Genomic DNA, 25,612 nt, shown 5'->3' on the forward strand with positions numbered 1-25,612 from the left:
CCCGTCCCACCGCCCCCAGACCCCAGACCCCAACCCCAACCCCCACCCCAGCCCCAACCCCCAGCCCCCCATCCCAGACCCCCCAACCCCCAACCCCCCATCCCCCCAAAAACCGGGGGCCGACACGCCAGATCTCGGACCGAACCGCCGCAGATGTCCGGCATCTGGCGTGTCGGCCCCCGGAGTGGAGAGTCCGTGAGCGGAGGATGCCGTCGGCCCACGGCCCCGGCCCACGGCCCCGGCCGCAGCCCGCGCCACGTGCGCGGCGCACCCCGGGCATGCAAGAAGGCCCCGGAGTGGAGTCCGGGGCCTTCATGTCAAGCGTAGCTCAGATCAGAGCGCTTCGACGATCGCGCGCATCAGGTCGGCGGTCTCGGACGGCGTCTTGCCGACCTTGACGCCTGCGGCCTCGAGGGCCTCCTTCTTGGCCTGTGCGGTACCGGCCGAACCGGAGACGATCGCGCCGGCGTGACCCATGGTCTTGCCCTCGGGGGCGGTGAAGCCCGCGACGTAGCCGACGACGGGCTTGGTGACGTGCGCCTTGATGTAGTCTGCCGCACGCTCCTCGGCGTCTCCGCCGATCTCGCCGATCATCACGATCGCCTTGGTCTCGGGGTCGGCCTCGAACGCGGCGAGCGCGTCGATGTGCGTGGTGCCGATGACCGGGTCGCCGCCGATGCCGATGGCGGTCGAGAAGCCCAGGTCGCGCAGCTCGAACATCATCTGGTACGTCAGGGTGCCCGACTTCGACACGAGGCCGATCGGGCCCTTGCCGGTGATGTTCGCCGGCGTGATGCCGACGAGCGCCTCGCCGGGCGTGATGATGCCGGGGCAGTTCGGCCCGATGATGCGGGTCGTGTTGCCCTTGCTCTGCGCGTACGCCCAGGCCTCGGCCGAGTCACCGACGGGCACGCCCTCGGTGATGACGACGAGCAGCGGGATCTCGGCGTCGATGGCCTCGATCATCGCGTCCTTGGTGAAGGCGCCGGGCACGAAGGCGATCGACACGTCGGCGCCGGTCTCCTTCATGGCCTCGGCGACGGAGGCGAAGACGGGCAGGTCGACGGCGTTGCCGTCCTTGTCGGTGTGCGAGACGGTCGTGCCTGCCTTGCGGGCGTTGACACCACCCACCACCTGGGTTCCGGCCTTCAGCATGAGTGCCGTGTGTTTGGTGCCCTCGCCGCCGGTGATGCCCTGGACGATGACCTTGGAGTCCTTGTTGAGGTAGATCGACATTTTCTGTTCCTTTAATCCGGTCTCTGAGCCTGTCGAAGGGTCAGGCGTTGGCGAGCTCGGCGGCCTTGTCGGCGCCCTCGTCCATCGTGGCGGCCAGGGTGACGAGCGGGTGCGCGTACTCGGCCAGGATCGCGCGACCCTCGTCGACGCGGTTGCCGTCGAGACGCACGACGAGCGGCTTCGATGCCGTGGCGCCCAGCGTCTCGAGTGCGCCCTTGATGCCGTTCGCCACGGCGTCGCACGCCGTGATCCCGCCGAAGACGTTGACGAACACGCTCTTGACCTGCGGGTCGCCGAGGATGACGTCGAGGCCCGCGGCCATGACCTCGGCCGAGGCGCCGCCGCCGATGTCGAGGAAGTTGGCGGGCTTCACGCCGTTGTGGTTCTCACCGGCGTAGGCGACCACGTCGAGCGTCGACATGACGAGTCCCGCGCCGTTGCCGATGATGCCGACCTCGCCGTCGAGCTTCACGTAGTTGAGGCCGGAGGCCTTGGCCTTGGCCTCGAGCGGGTCGGCGGCGTCCTTGTCCTCGAGCGCCTCGTGCTCGGGGTGACGGATCTCGGAGGCGTTGTCGTCGAGGGTGACCTTGCCGTCGAGCGCGATGATGTCGCCCTCTTCGGTGCGCACCAGCGGGTTGACCTCGACGAGCGTCGCGTCCTCGCCCTTGTAGACGTCGAAGAGCTTCACGAACACGTCGGAGACCTTCTCGACGAGGTCCTCCGGGAAGTTCGCCGCGCGGGCGATCTCGACGGCCTTCTCCTTGTCGATGCCCGTGAGCGGGTTGACCTCGACGCGTGCGAGCGCCTCGGGGCGCTCGACGGCGAGCTCCTCGATCTCCATGCCGCCCTCGACCGAGCAGAGGCTCAGGTAGGAGCGGTTGGCGCGATCGAGCAGCACGGAGAAGTAGAACTCCTCCGCGATGCGTGCGCCCTGCGCGACCATGACGCGCTTGACGACGTGGCCCTTGATGTCGAGGCCGAGGATGGCCTTCGCCGCCTCGTAGGCCTCATCGGGTGTCTTGGCGACCTTGACGCCGCCCGCCTTTCCACGGCCGCCGGTCTTCACCTGAGCCTTGACGACGACCACTCCACCGATCTTCTCGGCGGCCGCCCTCACCTCTTCCGGTGTGTCCGCGACGATGCCGGCGAGAACCGGCACTCCGTACTTCTCGAAAACGTCTCGTGCCTGGTACTCGTACAGATCCACTGTGGTTCCTTCACTGGGCTGCTGTCTGGTAATTCTCTCGATGTCGAGACATCGACCAGTCCCACAGCCTACTACCTGCACCTGAGCGCTCCCGGCGTCCTCCCCTCCACGGCGGCGACGGCACGGGCTGGGGCCGAGGTCTAGGCTCATCCCATGCACGAATCCGCAGAACCGCGCACCGGCGTCGTGGCCGCAGCGCTCGAGCTGTTCGCGACACAGGGCTTCGACCAGACCTCGGTCGAGCAGATCGCGAAGGCCGCAGGCGTCTCCCGATCGACGTTCTTCCGCCAGTTCGGCGGCAAGGAGGACGTGGTGTTCGCGGATCACGAGGCCCTGCTCGACAAGCTCCGGGAGTTCCTCGCCGAGGGACACGAAGATCCGTGGGGCGCCGTGTGCGCGGCATCCGAGTCGGTCTTCGCGCACTTCGCGCACGATCCCGAGATGGCGCGGCGCCGGTATCAGATCGTGCGTCAGGTCCCGGTGCTGCGCGAGCGGGAGATCATCACCGTGTTCCGCTACGAGCGACTGTTCGACGACTACCTGCGCAGTGCGCTCCCCGGCATCGATCCGCTCGATGCCGTGGGCTTCTCGGCGCTCGTCACCGCCGTGCACAACCACGTGCTGCGTCAGCTGCTCCGCGGCAAGAAGAAGGTGCCGGTGTCGACCCTGCAGACCGCGCTCGCCGATGTCAGGCGACGGTACGGCGTGCCCGCCGACTCTGCGGCGGCGGCGGCCGACGATCTCGTCGTCGCGGTGTTCCCGCGCTCGATGCCGGTGGCCGAGGTCACCCGTCGGCTGCGCACGCAGCTCGACTGACCCGCGCCCCCTCCCAGACGCGGGGCACCCGCATATCGGGAGTCGTGGAACCCAGTATCGGGGAGTACGATACTTGGTGCCACGAAGGAGTCTCCATGAGCACCGCAGCATCTCCCTTCCCCGGCGAGCGCGTCTCGTCGTACGACATCACCGGACGCCAGGACAGCGACTACTACGCCGTCTTCGCCGACATCCCCGAGGCCGACAGATCCGCCTGGGATCGCGCGAAGGCCTACATCGACGAGGTCGGCCCGCAGATGGCCGATGCCTGGGATCGCGCCGAGTATCCGCTGGAGGCCGCTCGTCGCATGGGCGAGATGGACCTCGTCGTCGACGGTATCGAGCACGCGTCGCTCACCCGGCTCTCCCCTCTCGCTGCAGGCCTCGTGAACATGGAGATCTCCCGCGGGGACGGGTCCCTCGGCACCGTGCTCGCCGTGCAGGGCGGGCTCGCGCTGCGCACCCTCGCGCTCTTCGGCTCGGATGAGCAGCAGCAGAGATGGCTCACGGCCCTCGCCGACAGCTCGGTGTTCGGATCCTTCGCTCTCACCGAACCGGACCACGGATCGGACTCCGTCTCGCTCGAGACGGTGGCGAGGCGCGACGGCGACGAATGGGTCATCCGCGGCACCAAGAAGTGGATCGGCAACGGCGCATCCGGCGGCATCACCTTCGTCTGGGCACGCGTCGACGACGAGACCGCCGCGGAGCACGGAGCCGTCCGGTGCTTCCTGGTCGAACAGGACACCCCCGGGTACACGGGGACCCCGATCCGCGGCAAGGCCTCGCTGCGCGCCATCCACCAGGCGCACATCGTGCTGGACGACGTGCGCGTGCCGCTGGACGCCGTGCTGCCGGGGACGACGAGCTTCAAGGACGCGTCGATCGTGCTCTACGCCACCCGCTCGGGCGTCGCATGGTCGGCGCTCGGTCATGCGACCGCGTGCTACGAAGCCGCCCTCGCCTACTCGAAGGAGCGCATCCAGTTCGGCAAGCCTCTCGCGAAGTTCCAGATGGTGCAGGAGCGGCTGACCCACATGCTCGAGGACCTCACCGCGATGCAGCTGTACTGCCGCCGCCTGGCCGACCTCGAGACCGCGGGAGAGCTCCGCCCCACGCAGGCATCACTGGCGAAGTTCCACAACACCCGCGCCGCCCGTCGGGTGGCGTCGATCGCCCGTGATCTCCTCGGCGGCAACGGCATCCTGCTCGAGAACGGTGTGATGCAGCACATGGCGGACATCGAGGCGATCCACACGTACGAGGGCACTGAGAGCGTGCAGGCACTGCTCCTCGGCCGCGACATCACCGGGATGAGCGCCTTCGCCTGAGCGGATGGGCACCGCCCGGTCCTCAGCCCTCCGGAGGCGGCGCGAGCGGCTCGGCGGCCGAGAGCCGCTCGGCTCCGAACCGCTCGGCCCCGATGACCCCGAGAAGTCGCAGCTTCTCGGCGCTCTCGCTTCCCGGTGCGGCGGTGTACACGAGCAGCGAATGAGACTGCACCGGGTCGACGAGCGTCTGGCACGCGAGTTCGATCGACCCGAGCTCCGGATGCAGGAAGCGCTTCACCGCTCGGGGGCGCAGCCCCACCTCGTGCGCCTCCCACAGGATGCGGAACTCCTCGCTGCGCTCCTGCAGCAGCGCGACGTAGCGCGCGGCACGTGAAGCGGGTCCCCGCAGCGCCGCGATCTCGCGCAGACCCGACGCCCACAGGCGGGAGAGGAAGGGCCGGTCCTCCTCGTGGTAGAGCAGGCGGAAGCGCGGATCCGTGAACCACCGGTAACCGATGCTGCGCTCCGGCCCGCGCAGGCGCGAGAGATCGCCGACCAGCGCGACTCCGAGCGGCGTCTGCCGCAGCGTCTCGCCCAGCTCCGTGACGACCTCGGCCGGGGTGTCGTGCAGACGGTCGAAGATGCGCAGCATCCCCGGGCTCACGTGATCGCTCTCGGTGCCCCTGGCCGGCGGCGTATGACCTGCGAGGGCGAACAGGTGCTCGCGTTCGGCGAGCGAGAGGTGCAGCCCCTGAGCGATCGCCGCGATCATCTGCTCGGAGGGCTGCGGCCCCCGCTCCTGCTCCAGACGCGCGTAGTAGTCGGTGGACATGTGACTGAGCGCCGCCGCCTCCTCGCGGCGGAGCCCGCTGGTGCGGCGCCGCTCCCCCCGCGGCAGTCCGACGTCCTCGGGCTGCAGCGCCTCGCGTCGTCCCCGGAGGAACTCCGCGAGCCCCTGTCTGTCCACGGCCATGCGCGCCTCCCCCTCGTCCTGTCAGTTCTACCAGCCGGCATCTCGGCGATCCACGGATCGGCGATCCCTGGTTCGCATCGTCGGAGCGGAGGAGCATCGATGCATCGGCGAACAGGAGAGACCATGCCACGCAGAACCCCCGACCTCACCATCCCCGCCCTCCACGGCACCAGGGCCGTCATCACCGGAGCGAGCGACGGGATCGGACTCGGCATCGCCGCCCGGCTCGCCGCCGCGGGCGCCGAGGTGATCATGCCCGTCCGCGACCGCGAGAAGGGCGAGCGTGCGATCGAGAGGATCCGGAGCTCGGCACCGCAGGGGTCGCTGTCGCTGCGAGACCTCGATCTCGCATCGCTCGACTCGGTGGCCGCACTGGCGCAGACGCTGACCGGGGAAGGCACCCCGATCGGCATCCTCGTGAACAACGCCGGAGTGATGACCCCGCCGACCCGGCGCACCACCGCCGACGGGTTCGAGCTGCAGTTCGGGGCGAATCACCTCGGGCACTTCGCGCTCGTCGGCAGGCTGCTCCCCCTGCTCAGGGCGGGGTCGGCCCGCGTCGTCTCGCAGATCAGCATCGCGGCCGAGCGGGGATCCCTCAACGACGACGACCTGCAGTGGGAGCGCTCGTACGACAGCATGCGCGCATACAGCCAGTCGAAGATCGCCGTCGGCCTGTTCGGGCTCGAACTGGATCGCCGCAGTCGCCGGGACGGATGGGGCATCACCAGCGTGCTGTCGCACCCCGGCGTCGCCCCCACCAACCTCCTGGCGGCGCAGCCCGAGCTCGGGCGCGCCACGCAGACCACCGCACGACGGGTCATCGATGCGCTGTCGCGGCGCGGGATCCTGTTCGGGACCGCCGAGAGCGCCGCGCTGCCTGCGGTCCTCGCCGCGACCTCCGTCGACGTGCGAGGAGGGGAGTTCTTCGGGCCCTCGGGCATCGCCCACCTCGGCGGCGCGCCCGCCGCGCAGAAGCTCTACCCGCGGCTGCGCGACGATGCGACGGCCGCGCGTGTCTGGAACATCTCCGAAGGGCTCACCGGGGTGTCCTTCGGTGATCGGTGAGCGGTGAGCGCCGGGGTCAGTCGCAGCCGCAACCGCCGGCGGGCGTCTTCACCATGAAGCAGACGTCGCACACCCCGTAGTCGCGCTCGGCCGGCTTCGGGGTGCGCGGGGTGCTCGGGGCCGCCGCGACACGAGGAGTCGTCGACCGCTTGGCTTTGACGGGAGCGATCGGACGGAACTCGCTCGGGTGCGTCACGTAGAAGTAGGGTGCACGTCCCTCGCTCGCCCGCAGGCGCAGCGGCGTCGAACCGACGACGACGACCTCGTCCTCGGTGAAGCCGTTGGTGTAGGTCTTGCCGATGTGCAGGCTGGCGCCCTCACCACGGCGGACCGCCTCGATGTAGCGCCCCCGGTCGATGTACGACGAGATGCCGATGGCGTCGGCGATGGCGGTGATGAACTCGTGGTTCTCCACTGCGATCCGGTGTGCGCGGAGCGCTTCGGCGAGGGTGCGGTATGGGCGGGAGTTTCCGGTGGGGGTAGGCCCCTGGACTTCATTCATCTCTCCAAGGATCTCACGTCCGGACGTGGAAGACTGGCGGTATGGCACGCGCGACGATCATCGGCTCCGGACCGAACGGCCTCGCGGCGGCCGTGACACTCGCCCGCGCGGGATACGAGGTGCGGGTCCTCGAAGCCTCCGACACCATCGGCGGCGGTCTCCGCACCCTCGACTCGACGCTCCCCGGCTTCCGGCACGACGTGTGCGCGGCCGTGCACCCCTCCGCCGTCGCCTCCCCGTTCTTCCAGGCGTTCGGTCTGTCCGAACGCATCGAGTGGATCCACCCGGACGTCTCGTACGCGCACCCTCTCGACGGCGGCAGAGCGGGCATCGCGTGGCGCGACATCGAGCGCACCGCAGCCGCGCTCGGGGTCGACGAGCGCGCGTGGCTGGCTCTCCTGCGCCCGCTCAGCACGCACGTCGAGGGCGTCGCGGACTTCACCGGGAATCAGATGCTGCGGATCCCCCGCCACCCGCTGACCGCTCTGCGCTTCGCCCTGCGGATGCTCGACCAGGGCACCGCCCTGGCCGCGCGCACGTTCCGCACCGAAGAGGCCGCCGCGCTGATCGCGGGCGTGCTGGCGCATCCTCCGACACCGCTCCCCACCCTCGCTGGAGCAGCAGCCGGCCTGCTGCTCGCCGCCGAGGCCCACGCCGGCGGCTGGGTGTACCCGCGCGGCGGGTCGCAGCAGATCGCGGATGCCCTCGTCGCCGATCTCGAGGCACATGGCGGGTCCGTCGAGTCCGGGCACCACGTCACGGATCTGGACGCGCTCGACTGGGGCGACCCGTCGCTCGGCGACCTGCTGATGCTGAACACCTCGCCCCGGCTCGCCCTCACCCACCCCGACGTCCCCGCCCGCTACGCGCGCTCGATCCGCGGCTTCCGCTACGGACCGGGCGCCGCGAAAGTGGACTTCGCCCTCGACGGCCCCATCCCCTGGGCGCACCCCGAGGTCGCCCTCGCACCGACCGTCCACATCGGCGGCACCAGGGCCGAGGTGTGGCGGAGCGAGAACGAGGTCGCCCGCGGGCGCGTCAGCGAACGCCCCTACGCCCTCACCGTGCAGCCCTCGATCTTCGATCCCACCCGCGCGCCCGAGGGGAAGGCCGTGCTGTGGGCGTACATCCATGTGCCGCACGGCTCCGATCTCGACGCCACCGAACTCATCACACGACAGATTGAGAGGTTCGCGCCCGGCTTCCGCGACCTGATCCTCGCGCACCACTCGGTGCCCGCCTCCTCGCGGGAGGCGATCAACCCGTCGGAGATCGGCGGCGACATCCTCGGCGGCGCGTTCACGATCCCGCAGGCGATCCGGCGCCCGATCCTCAGCACCGCCCCCTGGCGCACCCCGATGCGGGGCGTCTACCTCGCTTCGGCCTCCACCCCGCCGGGCCCGGGCGTCAACGGCATGGCCGGCTGGCACGCCGCACACACCGCGCTGCGAGACGCCGGCACGCGCGTCACGCTCGACGACGTGTTCGGCTGAGCCGAGGCCCTTCTGCCGCGGCACGTCGTTCGCCAGGATGGACCCATGCGCTACGTGATCCCCTCCCCGATGCTGGCGAAGGCGGCACCGACGGTGCCCGACCCCGCGAAGTACGCCGGCGGACTGCTGTTCGAACCCAAATGGGACGGGTTCCGCGGCCTGCTCGCGTGGGACGGCGACAGCGTCGAGATCGGCTCCCGCGGGGCCAAGCCGCTCACCCGGTACTTCCCGGAGCTCGTCGAGGCGGTTCCACGGGTCCTGCCGCAGCCGTGTCTGCTCGACGGCGAGATCGTCGTCGCCACCGGACCGCTCGGTGAACAGCGCCTCGACTGGGAGGCTCTGAGCCAGCGCATCCATCCTGCGGCGTCGCGGGTGGCGACGCTGGCGACCCGGACCCCGGCCATGTTCATCGCCTTCGATCTGCTCGCCGTGGGTGAGGAGGACCTGCTGACGACGCCGTTCGAGGAGCGTCGCACCCGGCTGGAGGCCCTGATGTCCGAGGTCGCGCATCCGCTGCACATCACGCGGACGACACGCGACCGCGACGCCGCCGTGCGCTGGCTGCAGGAGTTCGAGGGCGCGGGCCTCGACGGTGTGGTGGCCAAGCCCCTGGATCAGCCCTACGCCGCGGGCACGCGGACTCTGATCAAGGTCAAGCACGCGCGCACCGCCGACGTCGTCGCCCTCGGCTACCGCATCCACAAGTCGGGATCCGGCGTCGGCTCGCTGCTCGTCGGGCTCTTCGACTCGGACGGGACGCTGCGGCAGGTGGGCGGCGTCGCCGCCTGGAGCGACGCGCGCCGCAGGGAGCTCGTCGACGAGCTCGCCCCGCTCGTCGAACGAGACGACGCGGGTGCTGCGGTGACGGACGAGGGCGAACGCTCGCGGTTCAGCGGCTCGAAGGACGTCTCGTTCGTGCGACTGCGGCCCGAGCGCGTGCTCGAGGTGCGCTACGACCAGCTCGAGGGATCGCGCTTCCGGCACACCGTGCAGTTCGCGCGTTGGCGACCCGACCGCGACGCGCGCTCGTGCACCTACGACCAGCTCGACACCGTCGCCGGCTACGATCTCGCCGACGTCCTCGGCTGACGCTCACTCCTCGACGGCGTCGCCGTTCTCGTCCCAGTGCGCGGCGACCTTCTTGCTGGGCTGCACGCGCGGCGGCTCCCCGGGCATCTTGGGGAACTCCGGCGGGAACGACAGCTCCCCCAGCCCGGCCTCGGTGTCGCGCTGCCACCATTCGAGCAGCGTGTCGATGCGGCCCGGCTTCTGCTGCATCCGCGCCCAGGCGTCGCCGACCTCCTCGAGCCGCGACGGGACGCTGCGCACGGTGAACCGCGCGGGGTCGAGACCGTCGAGCTCGTCCCAGTGCACCGGCATCGACACGGTGGCCCCCGGCAGCGCCCGCGGGCTGTACGCCCCGGCCATCGTGCGGTCGCGATTGGCCTGGTTGAAGTCGATGAAGATCCGCTCGCCGCGTTCTTCCTTCCACCAGTTCATGGTGACCCGGTCGGGCATGCGACGCTCCAGCTCCCGACCGGCGGCGATCACGGCGTGCCTGACCTCGAGGAACTCGTGCGACGGCTCGATGGGGGCGAACACGTGCAGACCGCGGTTGCCGCTCGTCTTCACGAACGCGTCGAGTCCCGCCTCGCTCAGCACCTCGCGCAGAGCGTGCGCGGCGACGATCGCATCGGAGAAGCCGGTGCCGGGCTGCGGGTCGAGATCGATCCGCAACTCGACGGGGGTGTCGGGATCAGTGGCGAGAGAGGCCCACGGATGGAAGACGATCGTGTTCATCTGCGCGGCCCAGACGATCGCGCTCGGCCGGTTCAGCACGATCTGCGGATGCCGTCGGCCGCTGTTGTACGTCACGGTCACCGCATCCACGTACTCGGGCGTGCCCTTGGGCGGGTTCTTCGAGAAGAAGCCGTCGCTGCCGATCCCGTCACGGAACCGCTCGAGCGAGACGGGCCGGTTGCCGTTCGCCTCGAGGAACGGCCCGCTGACGATCTGCAGGTACTCGGCGAGCTCGGCCTTCGTGATCCCCGCGTCGGGCCAGATCACCCGATTCGGGCTGGACAGCACGACCTCGCGCTCGGCATCCGGATCCGAGACGGTCAGGGGGATGCGTTCTGAGGCCATGCTCCGACCCTAGAGCGCGGCTGCGACGTGCGGAAGTGGGTCACTCCCCCACGTCGACCGACATGATCAGCACCGAGGTGAGCGCGTCGCGCTCCACGACGATGCTCGGACCCGCGGGGTCGATGATGACGCCGGCCATGTCGAGGTGATTCGAGAGCAGCGAGGCGAGCTGCGAAGGCTCGAACGGCAGCGGTCGATCGCCTCGGCCCAGCGCGAGCACCTCCAGAGGGTGCGAGAAGAGCTGCAGGAACCGTCGTCCGTCCGGCGTCTGCGCCTCGGCGATCCCGACCTGCCCGCCGGTGCCGCCTTCGTTCACGGCCACCCACATGCGGGTCTTGGCGAGCGCCTCGCCCACCTTCGCCTCCGAGTCCTGCTGGCGGGGAGCGGCGATGAGCGACTTGACCGTCATGTCGACATCGGCCTGCTCGAGAGCCTTCTGCAGCAGCTCGGTGGGGAACACCACCCGGTGCGGCGTCGACGCATTGTCGACGATCAGACCGGCGAAGTCGCCCGAGACGACCTGCTGCAGCACCGAGGTCACCGGCTGGGCGACAGCCGAGGTCGCCGCCGGGTCCTTCTCGAGCTGCACCGAGTCGCGCACGGCGGCGGCCGAGCTGAAGCCGAGCATGAACTGACGCTCGCCATCGCGCACGACAGCGACCGCGAGCGGCTTGCCCTCGCTGATCTGGGCGCGGGCGTCGCCGTTCACGCGGATGTAGAGGTGCCCCTGCAGTGCCTGCCGGAGCACTCCGAGGAGCTGCTCGTTCGTCGCGCCCTGCTCGATCTCCTTGAGCGACTCGCGCAGCAGGACGTTGTCCTTCATGCCTGCGACCGTCTCGGTCTGCTCCGGGGGCAGCGCGGGGGCCAGCGGCAGTCGGCGAACGGGCTCGGGTGCGGGTGCTGCCGCAGGAGCCGACGGCGCCGCGGTGCCTGCGGTCGCGGACGGAGCCGCGGAGGTGGCGTCGGGGTCGGGCAGAGCGACCTCGGGTCCCGCCTGCGCGCCCACCCCGCGGAACGCCTGCACCGAGATGCCGATGGTCGGTGCGACCTCCGCCTGCTCGGGGGCGGCATCCGGTGCGGAGGCGGCGTCCGTGACGGAGGCGGCCTCCGCGTCGGGCACGACCTCGGTACCCTCGGTGTCGGGCTGGGTCTCGCTCTGGTCGGCGACGACGTCGTCTGCGGACTTCTTGCGGCGTGAGAACAGGGCCATATCAGCCAGCCTAACCGCAGGTCGCCTCAGATCTTCTCGATCGGTGCGACCTTGATGAGGAGCTTCTTCTGACCGGCGGAGTCGAAGCGCACGTGCGCGATGCGCTTGGCCCCTTCGCCGGTCACGGCGTCGACGCGCCCCTCGCCGAAGTCGGAGTGGCGGATGCGATCGCCGGCGGTGAGCTCGAGATCTCCGTTGTCGCGCATCTTCGCCGTGACACGGTTCGGGAACTTGTCCATGGCCGTCGACAGCGGCTTCAGCGCGTCGCGTCCGGGGAGCTGCTTGACCGCGAAGCGGTCGCCCGACCCGGATCCGGAGCCGCCGAAGCCACCTGCTCGGCGCGCATTCAGCGCACGAGACTGCGTTCCTCCGCGCGAGTTCACGTCGCCCGGCGACTGGCGCCAGTCGATGAGCCCCGCCGGGATCTCCTGCAGGAACCGACTCGGCATGGCGACCGTGACCTCGCCGAACTGCGCCCTCGTCATCGCCAGCGACAGGTGCAGGCGCTTGCGCGCGCGGGTGATGCCCACGTAGAAGAGACGGCGCTCCTCCTGAGGCCCACCCGGTTCGCCGGCCGAGATGCGGTGCGGGATCAGGTCTTCTTCGACTCCGGTGACGAAGACGGCGTCGTACTCGAGCCCCTTCGCGGTGTGCATCGTCATCAGCGAGACGGAGCCCGACTCGTCGTCGAGGTCATCGGCGTCGGACACCAGAGCGACCTCGGTGAGGAAGTCGACGATGGTGCCCTCGGGGTTGTTGCGCGCGAAGTCCCGGGCGACCGCGACGAACTCGTCGAGGTTCTCGACCCGCGCCTCGTCCTGCGGGTCGCGACTGGCGCGGAGCGCGTCGAGGTACCCGCTCTTCGACAGCAACACGCTCAGCCCGTCGGCCACCGAGGTCGGCGGCGGGAGCTCACCCGACGCGGGCAGCATGATCTCGGTCGCCTCGGCGAGCACCGCGTCGAGCTGGGCGATCCCCGCCTGGATCTTCGGACCGAAACCCAGCTGGTCCGGCACCGACAGAGCCTGACGGAAGGTGATCTCGTGCGCATCGGCGAAACGCGCGATGGCGGACTCGGAGACGTCGCCGATGCCGCGACGCGGTTTGTTCAAGATGCGCCGCACAGCCATCTCGTCGGCGGGATTCGCCACCGCGACGAGATAGGCGAGAGCGTCTTTGATCTCGGCACGCTCGTAGAACTTCGTGCCGCCCATGATCTTGTACGGCACCGCGGAGCGGATGAAGATCTCTTCGAGCGCACGCGACTGCGAGTTGGTGCGGTAGAAGACGGCCATCTCCGAGTAGGGCATACCGGAACGCCGCAGCGACTCGACCTCGTCGGCGACGAACTGCGCCTCGTCGTGCTGCGAGTATCCGGTGAAGCCGATGATCGCGTCACCGTCGCCCTTGTCGCTCCAGAGCTTCTTGTCCTTGCGGTCGAAGTTGTTGCCGATCACGGCGTTCGCCGCCGAGAGGATGTTCTGCGTCGAGCGGTAGTTCTGCTCGAGCAGCACGACGCGCGCGCCGGGGAAGTCGCGCTCGAACTCGCTGATGTTGCGGATGTCGGCTCCGCGGAACGCGTAGATCGACTGGTCGGAGTCACCGACCACGGTGAGGGATGCGCCCTCGAGCTCCGGGGCGGTGTCGGGCTCGAAGATCATCATGCCGTTCGAGGCATACGGGTCGGACGACTCGCCCGTCACGGGTCGCGTCAGCTCGTGGATCAGCGCGTACTGCGCGTGATTGGTGTCCTGGTACTCGTCGACGAGGACGTGACGGAATCGACGGCGGTAGGTGTCGGCGACCTGCGGGAAGGCGCGGAACAGGTACACCGTCTGCCCGATCAGATCGTCGAAGTCGAAGGCGTTGGCCTTCTGCAGCTGGCGCTGGTAGTCGGCGAAGAGCTCGACGAAGATGCGCTCGGCGGGATCGGACATGTTCGCCTGGCGCGCGTAGGCGTCGGCGTCGGACAGCTCGTTCTTGAGCTTCGAGATCCGGGACTGGACCGCTCCAGGGGTGAGCCCGTAGGCATCGGCCTCGTGCTCTTTGACGAGTCGCTTGATGAGCGCGCGCGAATCACCGGAGTCGTAGATGGTGAACGACTTCGTGAAGCCGAACTGCTGGGCCTCGCGGCGCAGGATGCGGACGCACGCGGAATGGAACGTCGAGATCCACATGCCCTTCGCCGCCTCGCCGACGATCCCCTCGACGCGCTCGCGCATCTCGCCGGCGGCCTTGTTGGTGAAGGTGATCGCCAGGATCTGGCTCGGCCAGGCCTCTCGCGACCTCAGGAGCGACGCGATGCGGCGCGTGAGCACGCTGGTCTTGCCCGAACCGGCACCCGCCACGATGAGCAGAGCGGGGCCGCGATAGGTCACAGCCTCGAGCTGCTGAGGGTTGAGGCCGGCAAGCAGATCGTCTTGCCCCTGCGCCCCTGTGGAGCGTGGGCCGACGGATCCGGGGACGATGAGAGGGGCTTCGGTCATGGCCCTCTGAGTCTAGGCTGAGCCACCGACACGACGGCACCGACCGCACGACGACGGAGGGTGCGCGGAGCGACTCCGCGCACCCTCCCTCCTCGATCCGTGGCTCAGCCGGTGCGGCGTCGACGACCGACCGCGATCATGCCGGCGACCACCAGCGTCAGCGCCAGCAGCACCGCCACCACCGGCAGCTCGGCTCCGGTGACCGCGAGCGCGCCGCTGTCACGGTTCTCGTCGGTGACAGCGGTGTCGGGCAGAGGTGGCGTCTGGCCGCCGGGGTTCTCGCCGGGGTCTTCGCCGGGGTTCTCACCGGGGTTCTCACCGGGGTTCTCACCGGGGTTCTCGCTCGTCGCGCCGGGCAGGGTCCCCACCCGCAGCGCCTCCGAGGCGAAGCCGTCGGCGAACCACCACACGGGGCGCTGTCCGTCGACCGACAGCGAGGCGGGCGCGGTCGCGAAGCCCTCGTTGTTGATGTCGGGCATGCCGGCAGGGCGCGCGAAGTGCGCCACACCGGGCTGTGCGGTGCCGTTCAACGTGATCTGCGCCGACTGACCGTGGCAGCCGTCGTCGCACACCGCCCACAGCACGTCGAGCACGCTGTCGTAGTCGAGCGCCATGACGCCGTCGAGCCCGGGTGCGATCTCCGAGACCAGCGTCGCGGTGCCGTCGGCAGCGAGCGCGAAGGCGTACACATGACCGTTGTCCTCGACGGCGACGAAGAACAGGCCATCACCGTGACCGGCGTAGTCGGTCGAGTCATAGGCCGCGCCCGTGTTGACGTCGAAGAGCGTGCCGTGCAGGGCGGTGTCCGGAACCCACTGCACGGCCTCCATGCCGAGGTTCGCACCGACGGCGGGCAGCAGAGCTGTGAGGTCCCACTCCTGCTGGGCGACGAGATCGCCGGAGGACGCCTCCGGGTCCACCTTGAGCACGGTGTTCTCGTTCGCTCCCTTGGTGCTGTTGTCGCGCTCGGAGGCGACGTAGACGTATCCGTCGCCGTCGACCGTGATGCCCTCTGTGTCAGGACCCGCGGCGTCCGGGTCGGCGGAATCCTTCTGGAACCGCACCCGCTTGCCGGATTCCCAGCCCACGAGCTGCGAGAACGAGCCGTCGGCGTGGGCCTCCAGCTTCCAGATGCGTCCGTCGCCGTTGTCGACGGCCCAGAGGAACGCGCCGTCCATCGTCTCCTGCACGTCCAGGCCCGAACTGTCCTCGAGGAACGTCGGCGCGGTGTCGAGCACGCGCACCTCGGCCGACCCGGGCCAGGTCGAGACCGCGATCTCTCCGGCGCAGACGTTCGCGACGCCCTTCGTGCTCTCCGCAGTCGCGGCGAACGCTCCGGTGATGTCGGGGCAGCGCCCCCACGTGGTCGTCGCGTGCTCCGCGCCCCACGTCGTCGAATCGACGAGCAGGTCACCGTCGAAGACACGCACCGCGTCTGCGTCGCCCAGTCCGAAACCGAGAGCGGCGCGCTCGATCACGAGATGCGCACCGGCCGAGATCGTCGTACCTGCCGGGATCGCGTAGGAGTGGGTGTCGTCCTCGTCCTTCACGACGATCCCCGACACATCGAGAGCGGATGCGGTCGGGTTGACGAGCTCGACCCAGTCGTCGGGTGATCCGCCGTCGGACTCGACCTCGTTGATGCGCACGGGGTTGCCGCAGGCGTTGCGCGCACCCTTGGTCGAGACGGCGATGTCGACGAAGTCTCCCCTGCCGTCGGCGCAGCGGGCGAGCACGCCTGCGGCGTGTTCGACGTACACGTGCTCGTCGACGACGCCGAGGCTCGCGTCGCGCAGAGTGACGGTGTCGCCGTTGCCCAGACCGAACACGAAGTCCGTCGGCTGGTCGAACACGAAGTAGGCGCCGGGCTCGATGATCGTGTCAGCCGGCAGCGGAGTCGCCTCCGCCGCATGGCCGACCGGATCGCCGTCCATCACGGTCCAGCCGGAGAGATCCACCGGGGTGCTGCCGGTGTTGACGACCTCGACCCAGTCGGTCGCATCTCCGTTGGACTCGATCTCGTTGATGACGACGTCGGGCATCACGCACGAGTTCGGAGCCCCCGGAGTCGAGTAGCTGAGCACGAAGGCCCCCTCACCGTCGGGACAGCGTGCGAGCGTCGCAGCGGCGACGTCACCGTCGATGGCGGCGTGGCCCGACCACGGGAGCGTGTCGTCGACCAGGATCTCGGTGGCGTCGAAGAGACGGATGCGGTCGGCGCTGCCGATGCCGATCGGATCACGGAACGCGGTCTCGACGCCGTCGACGAGACCGATGGAGGCCTCATCGACGACGAGGAACCCACCAGCCGCGATCTCGGTGCCCGGCCGGAACTGCCAGCGGTGGTCGTCGGAGTTGTCGCGGATCTCGTACCCGGAGATGTCGAAGGGAGCATCGCCCGCGTTGTAGAACTCGATCCAGTCCGCCGGCTGCGAATCGACTTCGTTGATGACGATCGTGCCGTCCATCGGGTTGTCGGCCGCGAAAACGTTCGCCGCGCCCTTCGTGGATTCGCTCGTGGCCGCCCACTCGATCGTGCCCGCGACCTCGCGCGCACCCCAGGTGACCTCGGCATGCTGCGTCCAGGCCGTCTCGTCGGCGAGCACGCCGTTCGGGTCGAAGAGTCTCACCTGGTCGTCCTTGCCGAGCCCGAAGGTGAAGTCGCCGACTCCGGCGTTCACCTCGTCGAGCACCAGATAGGCGCCGGGGGCGACCGTCGTCCCCTCCGGGAACGTGTACGACTCGTCATCGCCGTTGTCCCTCACGACGTACCCGCTGAGATCGACGAGGGAGTCGGAAGAATTGACGAACTCGATCCAGTCGCCGGGCGTGCCTCCGCTGGATTCGACTTCGTTGATGCGGATGCCGGTTTCGGCACCGGTGGCGGCGAGAGGCACGGCGAGCAGAGCGGCAGCGCTGAGCGCGCAGACCGTCGTGACCGCAGCCGCGGGATGCAGGCGGGACATGGGGCTCCTGAGGGAATCAGAGGGGTGTGAGCCCACATCATCGATTCCGCGTGGCTGCCGCACGACCCGCAGGTGCACGGGTGGTGAACGAGCGGTGGCCATTCACCCTGCAGACTCCGCTCGGCGACGCGGCGGTTGCTCAGCCTCCCGATGCGACAATCGAGACGTGCGCACGATCCTCAACATCATCTGGCTGATCTTCGCCGGCCTCGCCCTGTTCCTCGGCTACATGCTCGCAGGGATCCTGCTGTGCATCCCGATCGTGACGATCCCGTGGGCGATCGCGTCGTTCCGTATCGCGCGCTATGCCATCTGGCCGTTCGGACGCGAGATCGTCAGCAAGCCGACCTCGGGTGTCGGCTCGTTCCTCGGCAACGTGCTCTGGGTCATCCTCGCCGGCTGGTGGCTGGCGATCGGTCATATCGTCTCCGGGCTCGCGCTGTGCATCACGATCATCGGCATCCCGCTGGGTATCGCCGATTTCAAGATGGTGCCGGTCTCGCTGATGCCGCTCGGCAAGGAGATCGTGTCCCGCAAGGGCGCGTTCGACCGCACCCTCTGACCGTTCGGCAGCTGCGCGCACTGCACCTGGATCGCGCCGTGCCCGACGTTCTCGGCCCGCTCTGAAGCTCGCTCAGTCCCGCCGGAGGAACGCGATGTTCACCCGCAGAAGAACGCGACGCCCAGATCGGGGTGATCGACGAAGACGCCGTCGACTCCGGTGCCCGCGATGACGCCCCACTCGGCCTCGTAGTCGCCGAACGCGGCGGGGCCGCCCCGCCCCCGGAACCTCTTCGCGAGGAAGGAGTTCTCGGGCCGGCAAGTCCAGGTGAAGACCTCGAGTCCGCGGGCATGGGCGTCGGCGACGATGCTGCTGCCCGCAGCGAGCAGCATCCGCTTGTCGACGCTGACGCCGTCGACCGTGCCGACGAGTTCGTCGAGACCGCGCGGGGTGACCGCGGACGGATAGTCGGGGGCGTGCGCGCCGAGCGCGGAGACCAGGTCGTACGGGCGTCCGGCCGCCTCGACCAGGTAGATGTAGGACGCCACGATGCCGCACGCCCTCAGCTGCCCCAGCACCGTCTGCTCGAAGCTCTCGATGATCAGCGGGAGCCCGCCGTCGGCCCAGCCGGCGGCGCGCAGATCGCGTTCGATCAGCGGAGCGAGATCGAGGCCGATACCGGCGAAGTGGGTGGCGTGCTTCACCTCGAGCACGACGCCGATGTCGCGGCCGTGCTCTCGTGCCCCCTTGCGCACCAGGTCGAGCACGTCGACGAGACGGAGGATCGGCTCCGCGCCGTCGAAGCTCGCGCTGGATGCCCTCAGCGCGGGCACCCGCTCGCGGCTGCGGAGCGTCGCGAGCTCGTCCCAGGTGAAGTCCTCGGTGAACCAGCCCGTCAGCGAGTGTCCGTCCACGCGCTTCGTGGTGCGTCGATCGGCGAACTCGGGATGGGCCGCGACATCGGTCGTCCCCGAGATCTCGTTCTCGTGCCGGACGACGAGCACACCGTCCTTCGTCGCGATGACGTCGGGCTCCACGGCGTCCACCCCCATCGCGAGAGCGAGCTCGTACGAGGATCGGGTGTGTTCCGGACGGTAGCCGGGCGCACCGCGATGCCCGATCACGAGGGGCGATTTGCTGGGCACGCTCTCAGCGTAGGACACCCTCACGACCCGCCCGGGCGGGTATCGTGGAGGAAAGCGACCTACAACCCCTTTGGAGTGAGGCCCACCATGAGCAACTTCGCCTTCAACAATCCGGCGTTCCAGCAGCAGGATCCGCGCAACGTCGCGACCTACCCGGGTGCGCCGCAGGGCGCTCAGGGTGCGCAGACCGCCTCGTTCCAGCACGGCACGATGGATGCCGCCGCGAACGCCCAGCTGGAGGGCATGTACGCGGCTCCCCCGGCCGGCGCGATCGAGACCGACCGCATGTCCGTCGAGGACACGGTCTGGAAGACCGCGGGCCTCTTCGGCATCCTGCTGGTCACCGCCGCCATCGGCTGGGTCTGGACCCTCGGCGGTCTCTCGGCCCCGGTGCAGAACCCGTACGACCAGTTCCAGCCCAACATGCTGCCGTGGATCGTCGGCGCCCTCGTCGGATTCGTCCTCGCGATGGTCATCTCGTTCACCTCGCGCAAGAAGGTGCGCCCCGCGCTGATCTTCGCGTACGCCGCCTTCGAGGGTCTCTTCATCGGTGGCATCTCGGCGTTCTTCGAGGTCCTCTACCCCGGCATCGTCTTCCAGGCGACTCTGGCGACGGTCTCGGTCGTCGGCGTCACACTGGCGCTCTTCGCCAGCGGCAAGATCCGCGCGTCGAAGAAGGCCACGAAGATCTTCATGATCGCCATGGTCGGCTACCTGGTCTTCTCGCTGCTCAACCTCGTGCTCACCTGGACCGGCGTCCTCGGCGAGGGCGCGGCCTTCGGTCTTCTCAGCAAGGTCGAGATCCTGGGCATCCCGCTCGGCGTCATCATCGGCGTCCTCGTCGTCATCATGGCCGCCTACTCCCTGGTGCTCGACTTCGACCAGATCCAGCAGGGCGTGCGCAACGGTGCTCCCCGCAAGTACGGCTGGCTCGGGGCCTTCGGCATCATGGTCACCGTCGTGTGGCTGTACGTCGAGATCCTGCGCATCATCGCGATCGTGCGCGGCAACAACTGACGCGAGCATCGTCGAGAGGCCCGTCTCCCCGAAAGGGGAGGCGGGCCTCTTGCCATACGAGGACCCCTCCGCGCAAGGGGATGCGGGAAATACTCAGCTGAGGAATAGTGGTCACACGAACCCCCGGCACCCCAGGGGTTTTACACAGTAAGCAAGGAGCAGACCATGGGTTTTCTCGGATTTCTTCTTCTCGGCCTGATCGCAGGCGCCATCGCAAAGCTCATCCTCCCCGGTAAGCAGGGTGGCGGCTGGCTCGTCACTCTTCTGCTCGGTGTCGTCGGAGCTCTCCTCGGTGGATGGATCGGTTCCGCCATCTTCGGTAAGGGCGTCGACAGCTTCTTCGAGATCAGTAGCTGGCTCCTCGCCATCGGCGGCTCGATCATCGTGCTGCTCATCTACGGCCTGATCGTCGGTCGCGGCAACAAGGCCCGCAGCTGACCACATCGCGCCTCGCGCGGTGAACAGAACCGCCCTCGTCGACAGCTCTGCTGTGGGCGAGGGCGGTTCTTCGTGTGCGCGGTGCGTCGTCAGCTCTCCACGGCCTTGGCGGCGAGCAGCGCGCGCTCGCGCTCGTTCCCGGCCAGCGCCGCAGCGACGGCGAACTCGCCTCGGGCCTCGTCCCGACGACCGAGGCGCAGCAGCAGCTCCGCTCGGGTCGCAGGAAGCAGGTGATACCCGGCCAGGGCGCCCGAGGCCGCGAGAGCATCCACGATCTGCAGTGCGGATGCCGGACCCACAGCCATCGCCACGGCCGCCGCCCGGTTGAGCTCGACCACGGGTGACGGTGCGATACGGCCGAGTGCCTCATAGAGCACGACGATGCGGTCCCAGTCGGTCTCCTGCACCGAGGCCGCCACCGCATGGCATTCCGCGATCGCGGCCTGCAGTCCGTACGCGCCGCGACCTGTTCCGCGCGCGTCTGCCCGTGCCAGCGCATCGCGCCCGCGCGCGATCCGGCCGCGATCCCAACGCCGCCGATCCTGATCGGCGAGCAGCACGGGATCCCCGTTCGCGTCGACCCTCGCGGCGAAGCGTGCAGCCGTGAGCTCCATCAGGGCGAGCAGGCTGAGCGGATCCCGCTCTCGCGGCATCAGCGCCGCGAGCACTCTCGTGAGTCTGATCGCCTCGGCACTCAGCTCGGGGCGCATCCAGTCGGGTCCGCTGCTGGCCGAGTGCCCCTCGTTGAAGACCAGGTAGAGCACGCCGAGGACCGCACCCAGCCGCTCCGCATGCTGCTCGCGAGGGGGCATCTCGAACGGCACGTGCGCGGCAGCGAGGGTCTTCTTCGCGCGCACGATGCGCTGCTGCACGGTCGCCGTCGGGACCAGGAAGGCCCGAGCGATCTCCTCGCTCGACAGGCCGCCCACGACACGCAGGGTCAGGGCGACCTGGGCCTCGCGGGAGAGCACGGGATGGCAGGAGATGAAGATCAGCCGGAGCACGTCGTCGTCGACGGCATCCGGGTCCCACGGCGGGGCATCGGTCGCCGCATGCTGCTCGCGCTCCAGGTCGTGGGCGAGCACCGCCATCCGCTCGTCCAGCCGTTCGCGCCGACGCCACCCGTCGACCGCCTTGCGTCTGGCCACCGCCGTCAGCCACGCGGCTCCGTTGCGCGGCACCCCCTCGACGGGCCACTGGCGCAACGCGTCCAGCAGCGCCTCCTGAGCGAGATCCTCGGCGAGGCCGAAGTCGCCGACCATGCGTGTGAGGGTGGCGACGATCTTCGCCGACTCGATGCGCCACACGGCCGCGACGGCCCGCCGCGCGCCCTCGTCGGGGGCGGGGCGGGCCGGATCGCTGTCGTGAGCCTCTGTCATCTCACTGCTGAGCGCGGCGCGCCTCTTCGTCCGCGCGCCAGCCCTTCTCCTTCTCGATCCACTCGTTGTCGGCCGGGAAGTCGGATTCGTCGGTCACCCGTCGCACCTCGAGGAACGACCCTGCTCCCAGCGGAGCGCGACTCGCCCACTCGGCGGCCTCCTCACGGGATGCGACCTCGATGATCCAGAAGCCGTTGAACAGCTCCTTGGTCTCGCCGTAGGGGCCGTCGGTGATGAGCGGCTTCTCGGCGCTGAAGTCGACGACGAAGCCCTCGGAGGCGTCGCTGAGCCCTTCGCCGGCGAGCAGCACACCGGCCTTGATCATCGACTCGTTGTACGCGCCCATGGCCGCGATGACCTCCTCGAAGGGCGTCTCCTCGTACGCCTCGACCGCGTCGTCGTTCGATCGCATGATCAGCATGTACTTCATGGTGTTCTCCTCGGTGGATGGGGCCGTCTCTCGACCCTCTCATTCAGGACGTCGAACGGGAACACCGCAGATCGACATCGTCGCCGAAGAAATCCGAGATTCTCTGCGATCGGTTCATCCGAGCTCGTCGATCGCCGCGCGGATCGCCGCGGCGGATGCGTGCAGCTGAGCCCTCTCGTGCGCGCTCATGGGCGTCTCCCCCAGCGGCACCGCACCCGCCGCGCCCACCACAGAGGGCACGGACAGCGCGACGCCGTCGATGCCGTACTGGCCGTCGAGCACGGTCGCGACGGGGAGGACGGCCCGCTCGTCCCGCAGGACCGCTTCGGCGATCCGGGCGCAGCTGACGCCGATCGCGAGGTTGGTGGCGCCCTTGCCGCGAATCACGGCGTAGGCCGCGTCACGCACCTCGATCGCGATCCGGTCGAGCTCCTCGACCGTGAACGGCTCGTCGGCGGGCCAGTCGAGGATCGGCACGGATCCGATCGTCGCGTTGGACCACAGCGGGAACTCGGTGTCGCCGTGCTCGCCCACGATGTCGGCGTGGACACTCGCCGTGCTCACGTTCGCCCGGTGCGCGAGACGCCAGCGCAGTCGGGAGGTGTCGAGGACGGTGCCGGATCCGAACACCCGGTGGGGAGGCAGCCCGGAGACGCGCTGGGCGACCACCGTCATGACATCGGCCGGATTCGTCACGACGAGGAACACCGCCTGGGGCGCACGCTCGACGAGCTGCGGCATGAGCGTCTCGAGCAGCCGCGCATTGATGCCGGAGAGCTCCATCCGGGTCTGCCCCGGCTGCTGCTTCGCGCCGGCGGTCACCACGATCACGTCGCTGCCATCGACGACCGAGAGATCGGAACCGCCGCTGACCGAGGCAGAGGTGAACTGGGTGCCGTGCGCGAGGTCGAGCACCTCGGCATCCACCTTGTCGGTCGCGATGTCGTAGAGCGCGACCTCGGCCGCACTCCCCCGGATCAGCGCCGCATACGCCACGCTCACCCCTACGCTCCCTGCACCGATAACCGTGATCTTCGTCCGCGCCGTGGTCATACGCTCATCCTGCCGGATGAGACGCGAACGGGCACGGACCGTGATGGTCCGTGCCCGTTCGGCACCATCCGCGGGGGATCACTCCCACTCGCCCGCCGGCGCGGTCGAGTGCACGGAGTGCTCACGCGAGTGGGAGCTCCTTCGTCACTCCCACTCGATGGTTCCCGGCGGCTTCGACGTGACATCGAGCACCACGCGGTTGACGTCACGGACGCCGTTGGTGATGCGGTTCGAGATCTTCGACAGCACGTCGTACGGCAGGCGCGTCCAGTCGGCGGTCATCGCATCCTCGCTCGAGACCGGGCGCAGCACGATGGGGTGGCCGTACGTGCGTCCGTCGCCCTGCACGCCCACGGAGCGCACGTCGGCGAGCAGCACCACCGGGCACTGCCAGATGTCCTGGTCGAGTCCCGCCTTGGTGAGCTCCTCCCGTGCGATCGCATCGGCTTCGCGAAGGATCTCGAGCCGATCCTGCGTGACCTCGCCGATGATCCGAATACCGAGACCGGGCCCGGGGAACGGCTGGCGTCCGACGATCGCCTCGGGGATGCCGAGCTCGCGGCCGATCGCACGGACCTCATCCTTGAAGAGCGCCCGCAGCGGCTCGATCAGCTCGAAGTCGAGGTCGTCGGGCAGTCCGCCCACGTTGTGGTGCGACTTGATGTTGGCGGTACCCGCTCCGCCGCCGGACTCGACGACATCGGGGTAGAGCGTTCCCTGCACGAGGAACTTGACCGGTGCGCCGCCTGCGGCCTTGGCCTCGGCAACGAGGTCGAGCTGCACCTTCTCGAACGCCCGGATGAACTCACGACCGATGATCTTGCGCTTCTCCTCGGGGTCGGTGACCCCGGCGAGGTGACCCAGGAAGGTCTCTGCCGCGTCGACCGTGATGAGGCGGACGCCGGTCGATTCGACGTAGTCCTGCTCGACCTGCTCGCGCTCGCCCTTGCGCAGCAGACCGTGGTCGACGAACACCGCCGTGAGCTGATCGCCGATGGCCTTGTGCACGAGCGCGGTCGAGACGGCGGAGTCGACGCCACCTGAGAGCGCGGAGATGACGCGGGCGTCACCCACCTGCTCACGGATGCGTGCGACCTGCTCCGCGATCACGTTGTCGGGATTCCAGTCGGAAGCGAGCCCCGCACCGCGGTGCAGGAAGTTCTCGATGACCTGCTGGCCGTGATCGGAGTGCTTCACCTCGGGGTGCCACTGCACGCCGTAGAAGCCGCGTTCCGGATCCGCGAAGGCGGCGACCTTGGTCGCCTCAGTGGTCGCGAGGACCTCGAAGCCCTCGGGGGCCTTGGCGACCTGGTCGCCGTGACTCATCCACACGTTCTGCTCTGCAGGCTGCCCGCCGAGCAGGGTGCCGCCGTCGCCCGTGATGACCGCGTCGGTGGCGCCGTACTCGCGCAGGCCCGTGTTCGCGACCTCGCCGCCGAGCGTCTGCGCCATGTACTGGAAGCCGTAGCAGATGCCGAGCGTCGGGACCCCGAGCTCGAACACCGCGGGGTCGAGGCGGGGAGCGCCCTCTTCGTACACCGACGACGGCCCGCCGGAGAGGATGATCGCGACCGGGTTCTTCGCCGCGATCTCCTCGGCAGTGGCCGTGTGCGGCACGATCTCGCTGTAGACGCCGGCTTCACGCACTCGGCGGGCGATCAGCTGCGCGTACTGCGCGCCGAAATCGACGACGAGTGCGGGGCGCTGCTGGGTCTCTGACTGTTCGGTCAACGGACACCTTCCGGGGCGGGGGCCTGTGCGGCCTCTCGAGTGGCGAGATAGGTCTTGACCTCGCGGGCGACCACGTTCTCCATGAAGAAGGAGAGCAGCGGGATCACACCACCGAGGGCGAGGAGGATGAAGCGGGGGAACGGCCAGCGCATCAGGCTCCACATGCGGAAGCACGCGAAGAGGTACACGACGTAGAACCAGCCGTGCGCGACGAGGATGAACAGCGACAGGTTGAACCCGTCACCCAGCGAGGTCATCTCGCAGGAATTGGTCATCGGCGCGAACAGCGACCACCACTGGCAGTCCGGGCCCGCGAGGACGCCCGCGAACCAGAGCGGTCCTCCGGAGCCCCCGAGGAAGAGTTCGAGGTGGATCGGCGTGTACTTCAGCACCATCTCGGTCAGCAGCAGGAGCAGCATGACTCCGGTGATGATCGACGCGATCTGGTAGAACTTCAGCGCACCGCGGATCGCCGGAAAGCTGGCGACTTTCGGTTCGGGCATGCCCTCAGTCTAGTCGGGGTGGAATTGCGGACGAACGAGTC

22 protein-coding genes are annotated in these 25,612 nt (G+C 69.1%); 8 read left to right on the top strand and 14 right to left on the bottom strand.

Features of this window, described 5'->3' with window-relative positions; translation table 11 throughout:
* Positions 1-333: 333 nt before the first annotated feature.
* Positions 334-1,236 (bottom strand): succinate--CoA ligase subunit alpha, encoded by a 903-nt coding sequence (gene sucD, locus ASD43_RS00440; RefSeq protein WP_056412111.1) that lies wholly within the window; start codon positions 1,234-1,236, stop codon positions 334-336.
* A gap of 40 nt (positions 1,237-1,276) precedes the next feature.
* Positions 1,277-2,443, bottom strand: coding sequence for an ADP-forming succinate--CoA ligase subunit beta (sucC, locus tag ASD43_RS00445; RefSeq protein ID WP_045252498.1), 1,167 nt, complete (start codon positions 2,441-2,443; stop codon positions 1,277-1,279).
* A 153-nt stretch (positions 2,444-2,596) separates the two neighbouring features.
* Here sucC and ASD43_RS00450 point away from each other — a divergent pair, with 153 nt between their 5' ends.
* Both ASD43_RS00450 and ASD43_RS00455 read left to right on the top strand, forming a co-directional pair.
* Positions 2,597-3,259 (top strand): TetR/AcrR family transcriptional regulator, encoded by a 663-nt coding sequence (locus ASD43_RS00450; RefSeq protein ID WP_056412114.1) that lies wholly within the window; start codon positions 2,597-2,599, stop codon positions 3,257-3,259.
* A gap of 95 nt (positions 3,260-3,354) precedes the next feature.
* Positions 3,355-4,590, top strand: coding sequence for an acyl-CoA dehydrogenase family protein (locus ASD43_RS00455; RefSeq protein ID WP_056412116.1), 1,236 nt, complete (start codon positions 3,355-3,357; stop codon positions 4,588-4,590).
* Positions 4,591-4,612: 22 nt separating this feature from the next.
* Here ASD43_RS00455 and ASD43_RS00460 read toward each other — a convergent pair whose 3' ends face one another.
* Entirely contained in the window at positions 4,613-5,503 is an 891-nt protein-coding gene (locus ASD43_RS00460) for a helix-turn-helix transcriptional regulator (protein WP_056412119.1), read from the bottom strand.
* Between the two features lie 123 nt (positions 5,504-5,626).
* Between ASD43_RS00460 and ASD43_RS00465 the strand changes: the two genes are divergently transcribed.
* Positions 5,627-6,571 (top strand): SDR family oxidoreductase, encoded by a 945-nt coding sequence (locus ASD43_RS00465; RefSeq protein ID WP_056412122.1) that lies wholly within the window; start codon positions 5,627-5,629, stop codon positions 6,569-6,571.
* Positions 6,572-6,587: 16 nt separating this feature from the next.
* Here ASD43_RS00465 and ASD43_RS00470 read toward each other — a convergent pair whose 3' ends face one another.
* Positions 6,588-7,073 (bottom strand): hypothetical protein, encoded by a 486-nt coding sequence (locus ASD43_RS00470; protein WP_157550651.1) that lies wholly within the window; start codon positions 7,071-7,073, stop codon positions 6,588-6,590.
* A 41-nt stretch (positions 7,074-7,114) separates the two neighbouring features.
* Between ASD43_RS00470 and ASD43_RS00475 the strand changes: the two genes are divergently transcribed.
* Positions 7,115-8,566, top strand: a complete 1,452-nt coding sequence (locus ASD43_RS00475; RefSeq protein ID WP_056412127.1) for a phytoene desaturase family protein — start codon at positions 7,115-7,117, stop codon at positions 8,564-8,566.
* A 45-nt stretch (positions 8,567-8,611) separates the two neighbouring features.
* Entirely contained in the window at positions 8,612-9,655 is a 1,044-nt protein-coding gene (locus tag ASD43_RS00480; RefSeq protein WP_056412129.1) for an ATP-dependent DNA ligase, read from the top strand.
* A 3-nt stretch (positions 9,656-9,658) separates the two neighbouring features.
* On the opposite strand, the gene ligD is transcribed toward ASD43_RS00480, so the two are convergent.
* The 4 genes from ligD to ASD43_RS00500 all read right to left on the bottom strand — a co-directional run bounded on the left by ligD (position 9,659) and on the right by ASD43_RS00500 (position 17,373).
* Complete coding sequence (ligD, locus tag ASD43_RS00485) at positions 9,659-10,711, bottom strand: non-homologous end-joining DNA ligase (protein WP_056412132.1); 1,053 nt, start codon at positions 10,709-10,711, stop codon at positions 9,659-9,661.
* 40 nt (positions 10,712-10,751) lie between these two features.
* A complete protein-coding gene (locus ASD43_RS00490) occupies positions 10,752-11,921 on the bottom strand; it encodes an SseB family protein (RefSeq protein WP_056412135.1) in 1,170 nt (389 codons plus the stop codon).
* Between the two features lie 26 nt (positions 11,922-11,947).
* On the bottom strand, positions 11,948-14,407 hold the full coding sequence (locus ASD43_RS00495) for an ATP-dependent helicase (protein ID WP_056412138.1): 2,460 nt from the start codon (positions 14,405-14,407) through the stop codon (positions 11,948-11,950).
* A 104-nt stretch (positions 14,408-14,511) separates the two neighbouring features.
* Entirely contained in the window at positions 14,512-17,373 is a 2,862-nt protein-coding gene (locus ASD43_RS00500) for a lamin tail domain-containing protein (RefSeq protein WP_056412141.1), read from the bottom strand.
* A gap of 166 nt (positions 17,374-17,539) precedes the next feature.
* Here ASD43_RS00500 and ASD43_RS00505 point away from each other — a divergent pair, with 166 nt between their 5' ends.
* A complete protein-coding gene (locus ASD43_RS00505) occupies positions 17,540-17,935 on the top strand; it encodes a YccF domain-containing protein (RefSeq protein ID WP_056412144.1) in 396 nt (131 codons plus the stop codon).
* A 98-nt stretch (positions 17,936-18,033) separates the two neighbouring features.
* On the opposite strand, the gene ASD43_RS00510 is transcribed toward ASD43_RS00505, so the two are convergent.
* Positions 18,034-19,020 (bottom strand): glycerophosphodiester phosphodiesterase family protein, encoded by a 987-nt coding sequence (locus tag ASD43_RS00510; RefSeq protein ID WP_056418787.1) that lies wholly within the window; start codon positions 19,018-19,020, stop codon positions 18,034-18,036.
* Positions 19,021-19,107: 87 nt separating this feature from the next.
* Here ASD43_RS00510 and ASD43_RS00515 point away from each other — a divergent pair, with 87 nt between their 5' ends.
* Both ASD43_RS00515 and ASD43_RS00520 read left to right on the top strand, forming a co-directional pair.
* On the top strand, positions 19,108-20,037 hold the full coding sequence (locus ASD43_RS00515) for a Bax inhibitor-1/YccA family protein (protein WP_056412147.1): 930 nt from the start codon (positions 19,108-19,110) through the stop codon (positions 20,035-20,037).
* A 165-nt stretch (positions 20,038-20,202) separates the two neighbouring features.
* Entirely contained in the window at positions 20,203-20,475 is a 273-nt protein-coding gene (locus ASD43_RS00520; RefSeq protein WP_056412151.1) for a GlsB/YeaQ/YmgE family stress response membrane protein, read from the top strand.
* A gap of 89 nt (positions 20,476-20,564) precedes the next feature.
* Here ASD43_RS00520 and ASD43_RS00525 read toward each other — a convergent pair whose 3' ends face one another.
* From ASD43_RS00525 to ASD43_RS00545, 5 genes are all read right to left on the bottom strand, one after another.
* Positions 20,565-21,854 (bottom strand): RNA polymerase sigma factor, encoded by a 1,290-nt coding sequence (locus tag ASD43_RS00525; protein ID WP_056412154.1) that lies wholly within the window; start codon positions 21,852-21,854, stop codon positions 20,565-20,567.
* A 1-nt stretch (position 21,855) separates the two neighbouring features.
* Positions 21,856-22,284, bottom strand: a complete 429-nt coding sequence (locus ASD43_RS00530) for a YciI family protein (RefSeq protein WP_056412157.1) — start codon at positions 22,282-22,284, stop codon at positions 21,856-21,858.
* A gap of 114 nt (positions 22,285-22,398) precedes the next feature.
* Positions 22,399-23,337, bottom strand: a complete 939-nt coding sequence (locus ASD43_RS00535; RefSeq protein WP_056412160.1) for an L-lactate dehydrogenase — start codon at positions 23,335-23,337, stop codon at positions 22,399-22,401.
* 144 nt (positions 23,338-23,481) lie between these two features.
* Positions 23,482-25,068 (bottom strand): glutamine-hydrolyzing GMP synthase, encoded by a 1,587-nt coding sequence (guaA, locus tag ASD43_RS00540; RefSeq protein ID WP_056412163.1) that lies wholly within the window; start codon positions 25,066-25,068, stop codon positions 23,482-23,484.
* A complete protein-coding gene (locus tag ASD43_RS00545) occupies positions 25,065-25,571 on the bottom strand; it encodes a DUF3817 domain-containing protein (RefSeq protein ID WP_056412167.1) in 507 nt (168 codons plus the stop codon). The genes guaA and ASD43_RS00545 overlap by 4 nt, the downstream gene beginning before the upstream one ends.
* Positions 25,572-25,612: the final 41 nt, after the last annotated feature.

It is taken from the genome of Microbacterium sp. Root553 (assembly GCF_001426995.1).
In the GTDB taxonomy this organism is placed as follows: Bacteria; Actinomycetota; Actinomycetes; order Actinomycetales; family Microbacteriaceae; genus Microbacterium.

Excerpts from the sequence above, each read along its gene's own strand:
- ASD43_RS00490 (WP_056412135.1), bottom strand. The coding sequence starts at position 11,921 with ATGGCCCTGTTCTCACGCCGCAAGAAGTCCGCAGACGACGTCGTCGCC.
- ASD43_RS00450 (WP_056412114.1), top strand. The coding sequence starts at position 2,597 with ATGCACGAATCCGCAGAACCGCGCACCGGCGTCGTGGCCGCAGCGCTC.
- ASD43_RS00500 (WP_056412141.1), bottom strand. The coding sequence starts at position 17,373 with ATGTCCCGCCTGCATCCCGCGGCTGCGGTCACGACGGTCTGCGCGCTC.
- ASD43_RS00470 (WP_157550651.1), bottom strand. The coding sequence starts at position 7,073 with ATGAATGAAGTCCAGGGGCCTACCCCCACCGGAAACTCCCGCCCATAC.
- ASD43_RS00535 (WP_056412160.1), bottom strand. The coding sequence starts at position 23,337 with ATGACCACGGCGCGGACGAAGATCACGGTTATCGGTGCAGGGAGCGTA.
- ASD43_RS00520 (WP_056412151.1), top strand. The coding sequence starts at position 20,203 with ATGGGTTTTCTCGGATTTCTTCTTCTCGGCCTGATCGCAGGCGCCATC.
- ASD43_RS00545 (WP_056412167.1), bottom strand. The coding sequence starts at position 25,571 with ATGCCCGAACCGAAAGTCGCCAGCTTTCCGGCGATCCGCGGTGCGCTG.
- ASD43_RS00465 (WP_056412122.1), top strand. The coding sequence starts at position 5,627 with ATGCCACGCAGAACCCCCGACCTCACCATCCCCGCCCTCCACGGCACC.
- ASD43_RS00480 (WP_056412129.1), top strand. The coding sequence starts at position 8,612 with ATGCGCTACGTGATCCCCTCCCCGATGCTGGCGAAGGCGGCACCGACG.
- ASD43_RS00455 (WP_056412116.1), top strand. The coding sequence starts at position 3,355 with ATGAGCACCGCAGCATCTCCCTTCCCCGGCGAGCGCGTCTCGTCGTAC.
- ASD43_RS00475 (WP_056412127.1), top strand. The coding sequence starts at position 7,115 with ATGGCACGCGCGACGATCATCGGCTCCGGACCGAACGGCCTCGCGGCG.
- ASD43_RS00525 (WP_056412154.1), bottom strand. The coding sequence starts at position 21,854 with ATGACAGAGGCTCACGACAGCGATCCGGCCCGCCCCGCCCCCGACGAG.
- sucD (WP_056412111.1), bottom strand. The coding sequence starts at position 1,236 with ATGTCGATCTACCTCAACAAGGACTCCAAGGTCATCGTCCAGGGCATC.
- ASD43_RS00460 (WP_056412119.1), bottom strand. The coding sequence starts at position 5,503 with ATGGCCGTGGACAGACAGGGGCTCGCGGAGTTCCTCCGGGGACGACGC.
- ligD (WP_056412132.1), bottom strand. The coding sequence starts at position 10,711 with ATGGCCTCAGAACGCATCCCCCTGACCGTCTCGGATCCGGATGCCGAG.
- ASD43_RS00530 (WP_056412157.1), bottom strand. The coding sequence starts at position 22,284 with ATGAAGTACATGCTGATCATGCGATCGAACGACGACGCGGTCGAGGCG.
- ASD43_RS00515 (WP_056412147.1), top strand. The coding sequence starts at position 19,108 with ATGAGCAACTTCGCCTTCAACAATCCGGCGTTCCAGCAGCAGGATCCG.
- ASD43_RS00495 (WP_056412138.1), bottom strand. The coding sequence starts at position 14,407 with ATGACCGAAGCCCCTCTCATCGTCCCCGGATCCGTCGGCCCACGCTCC.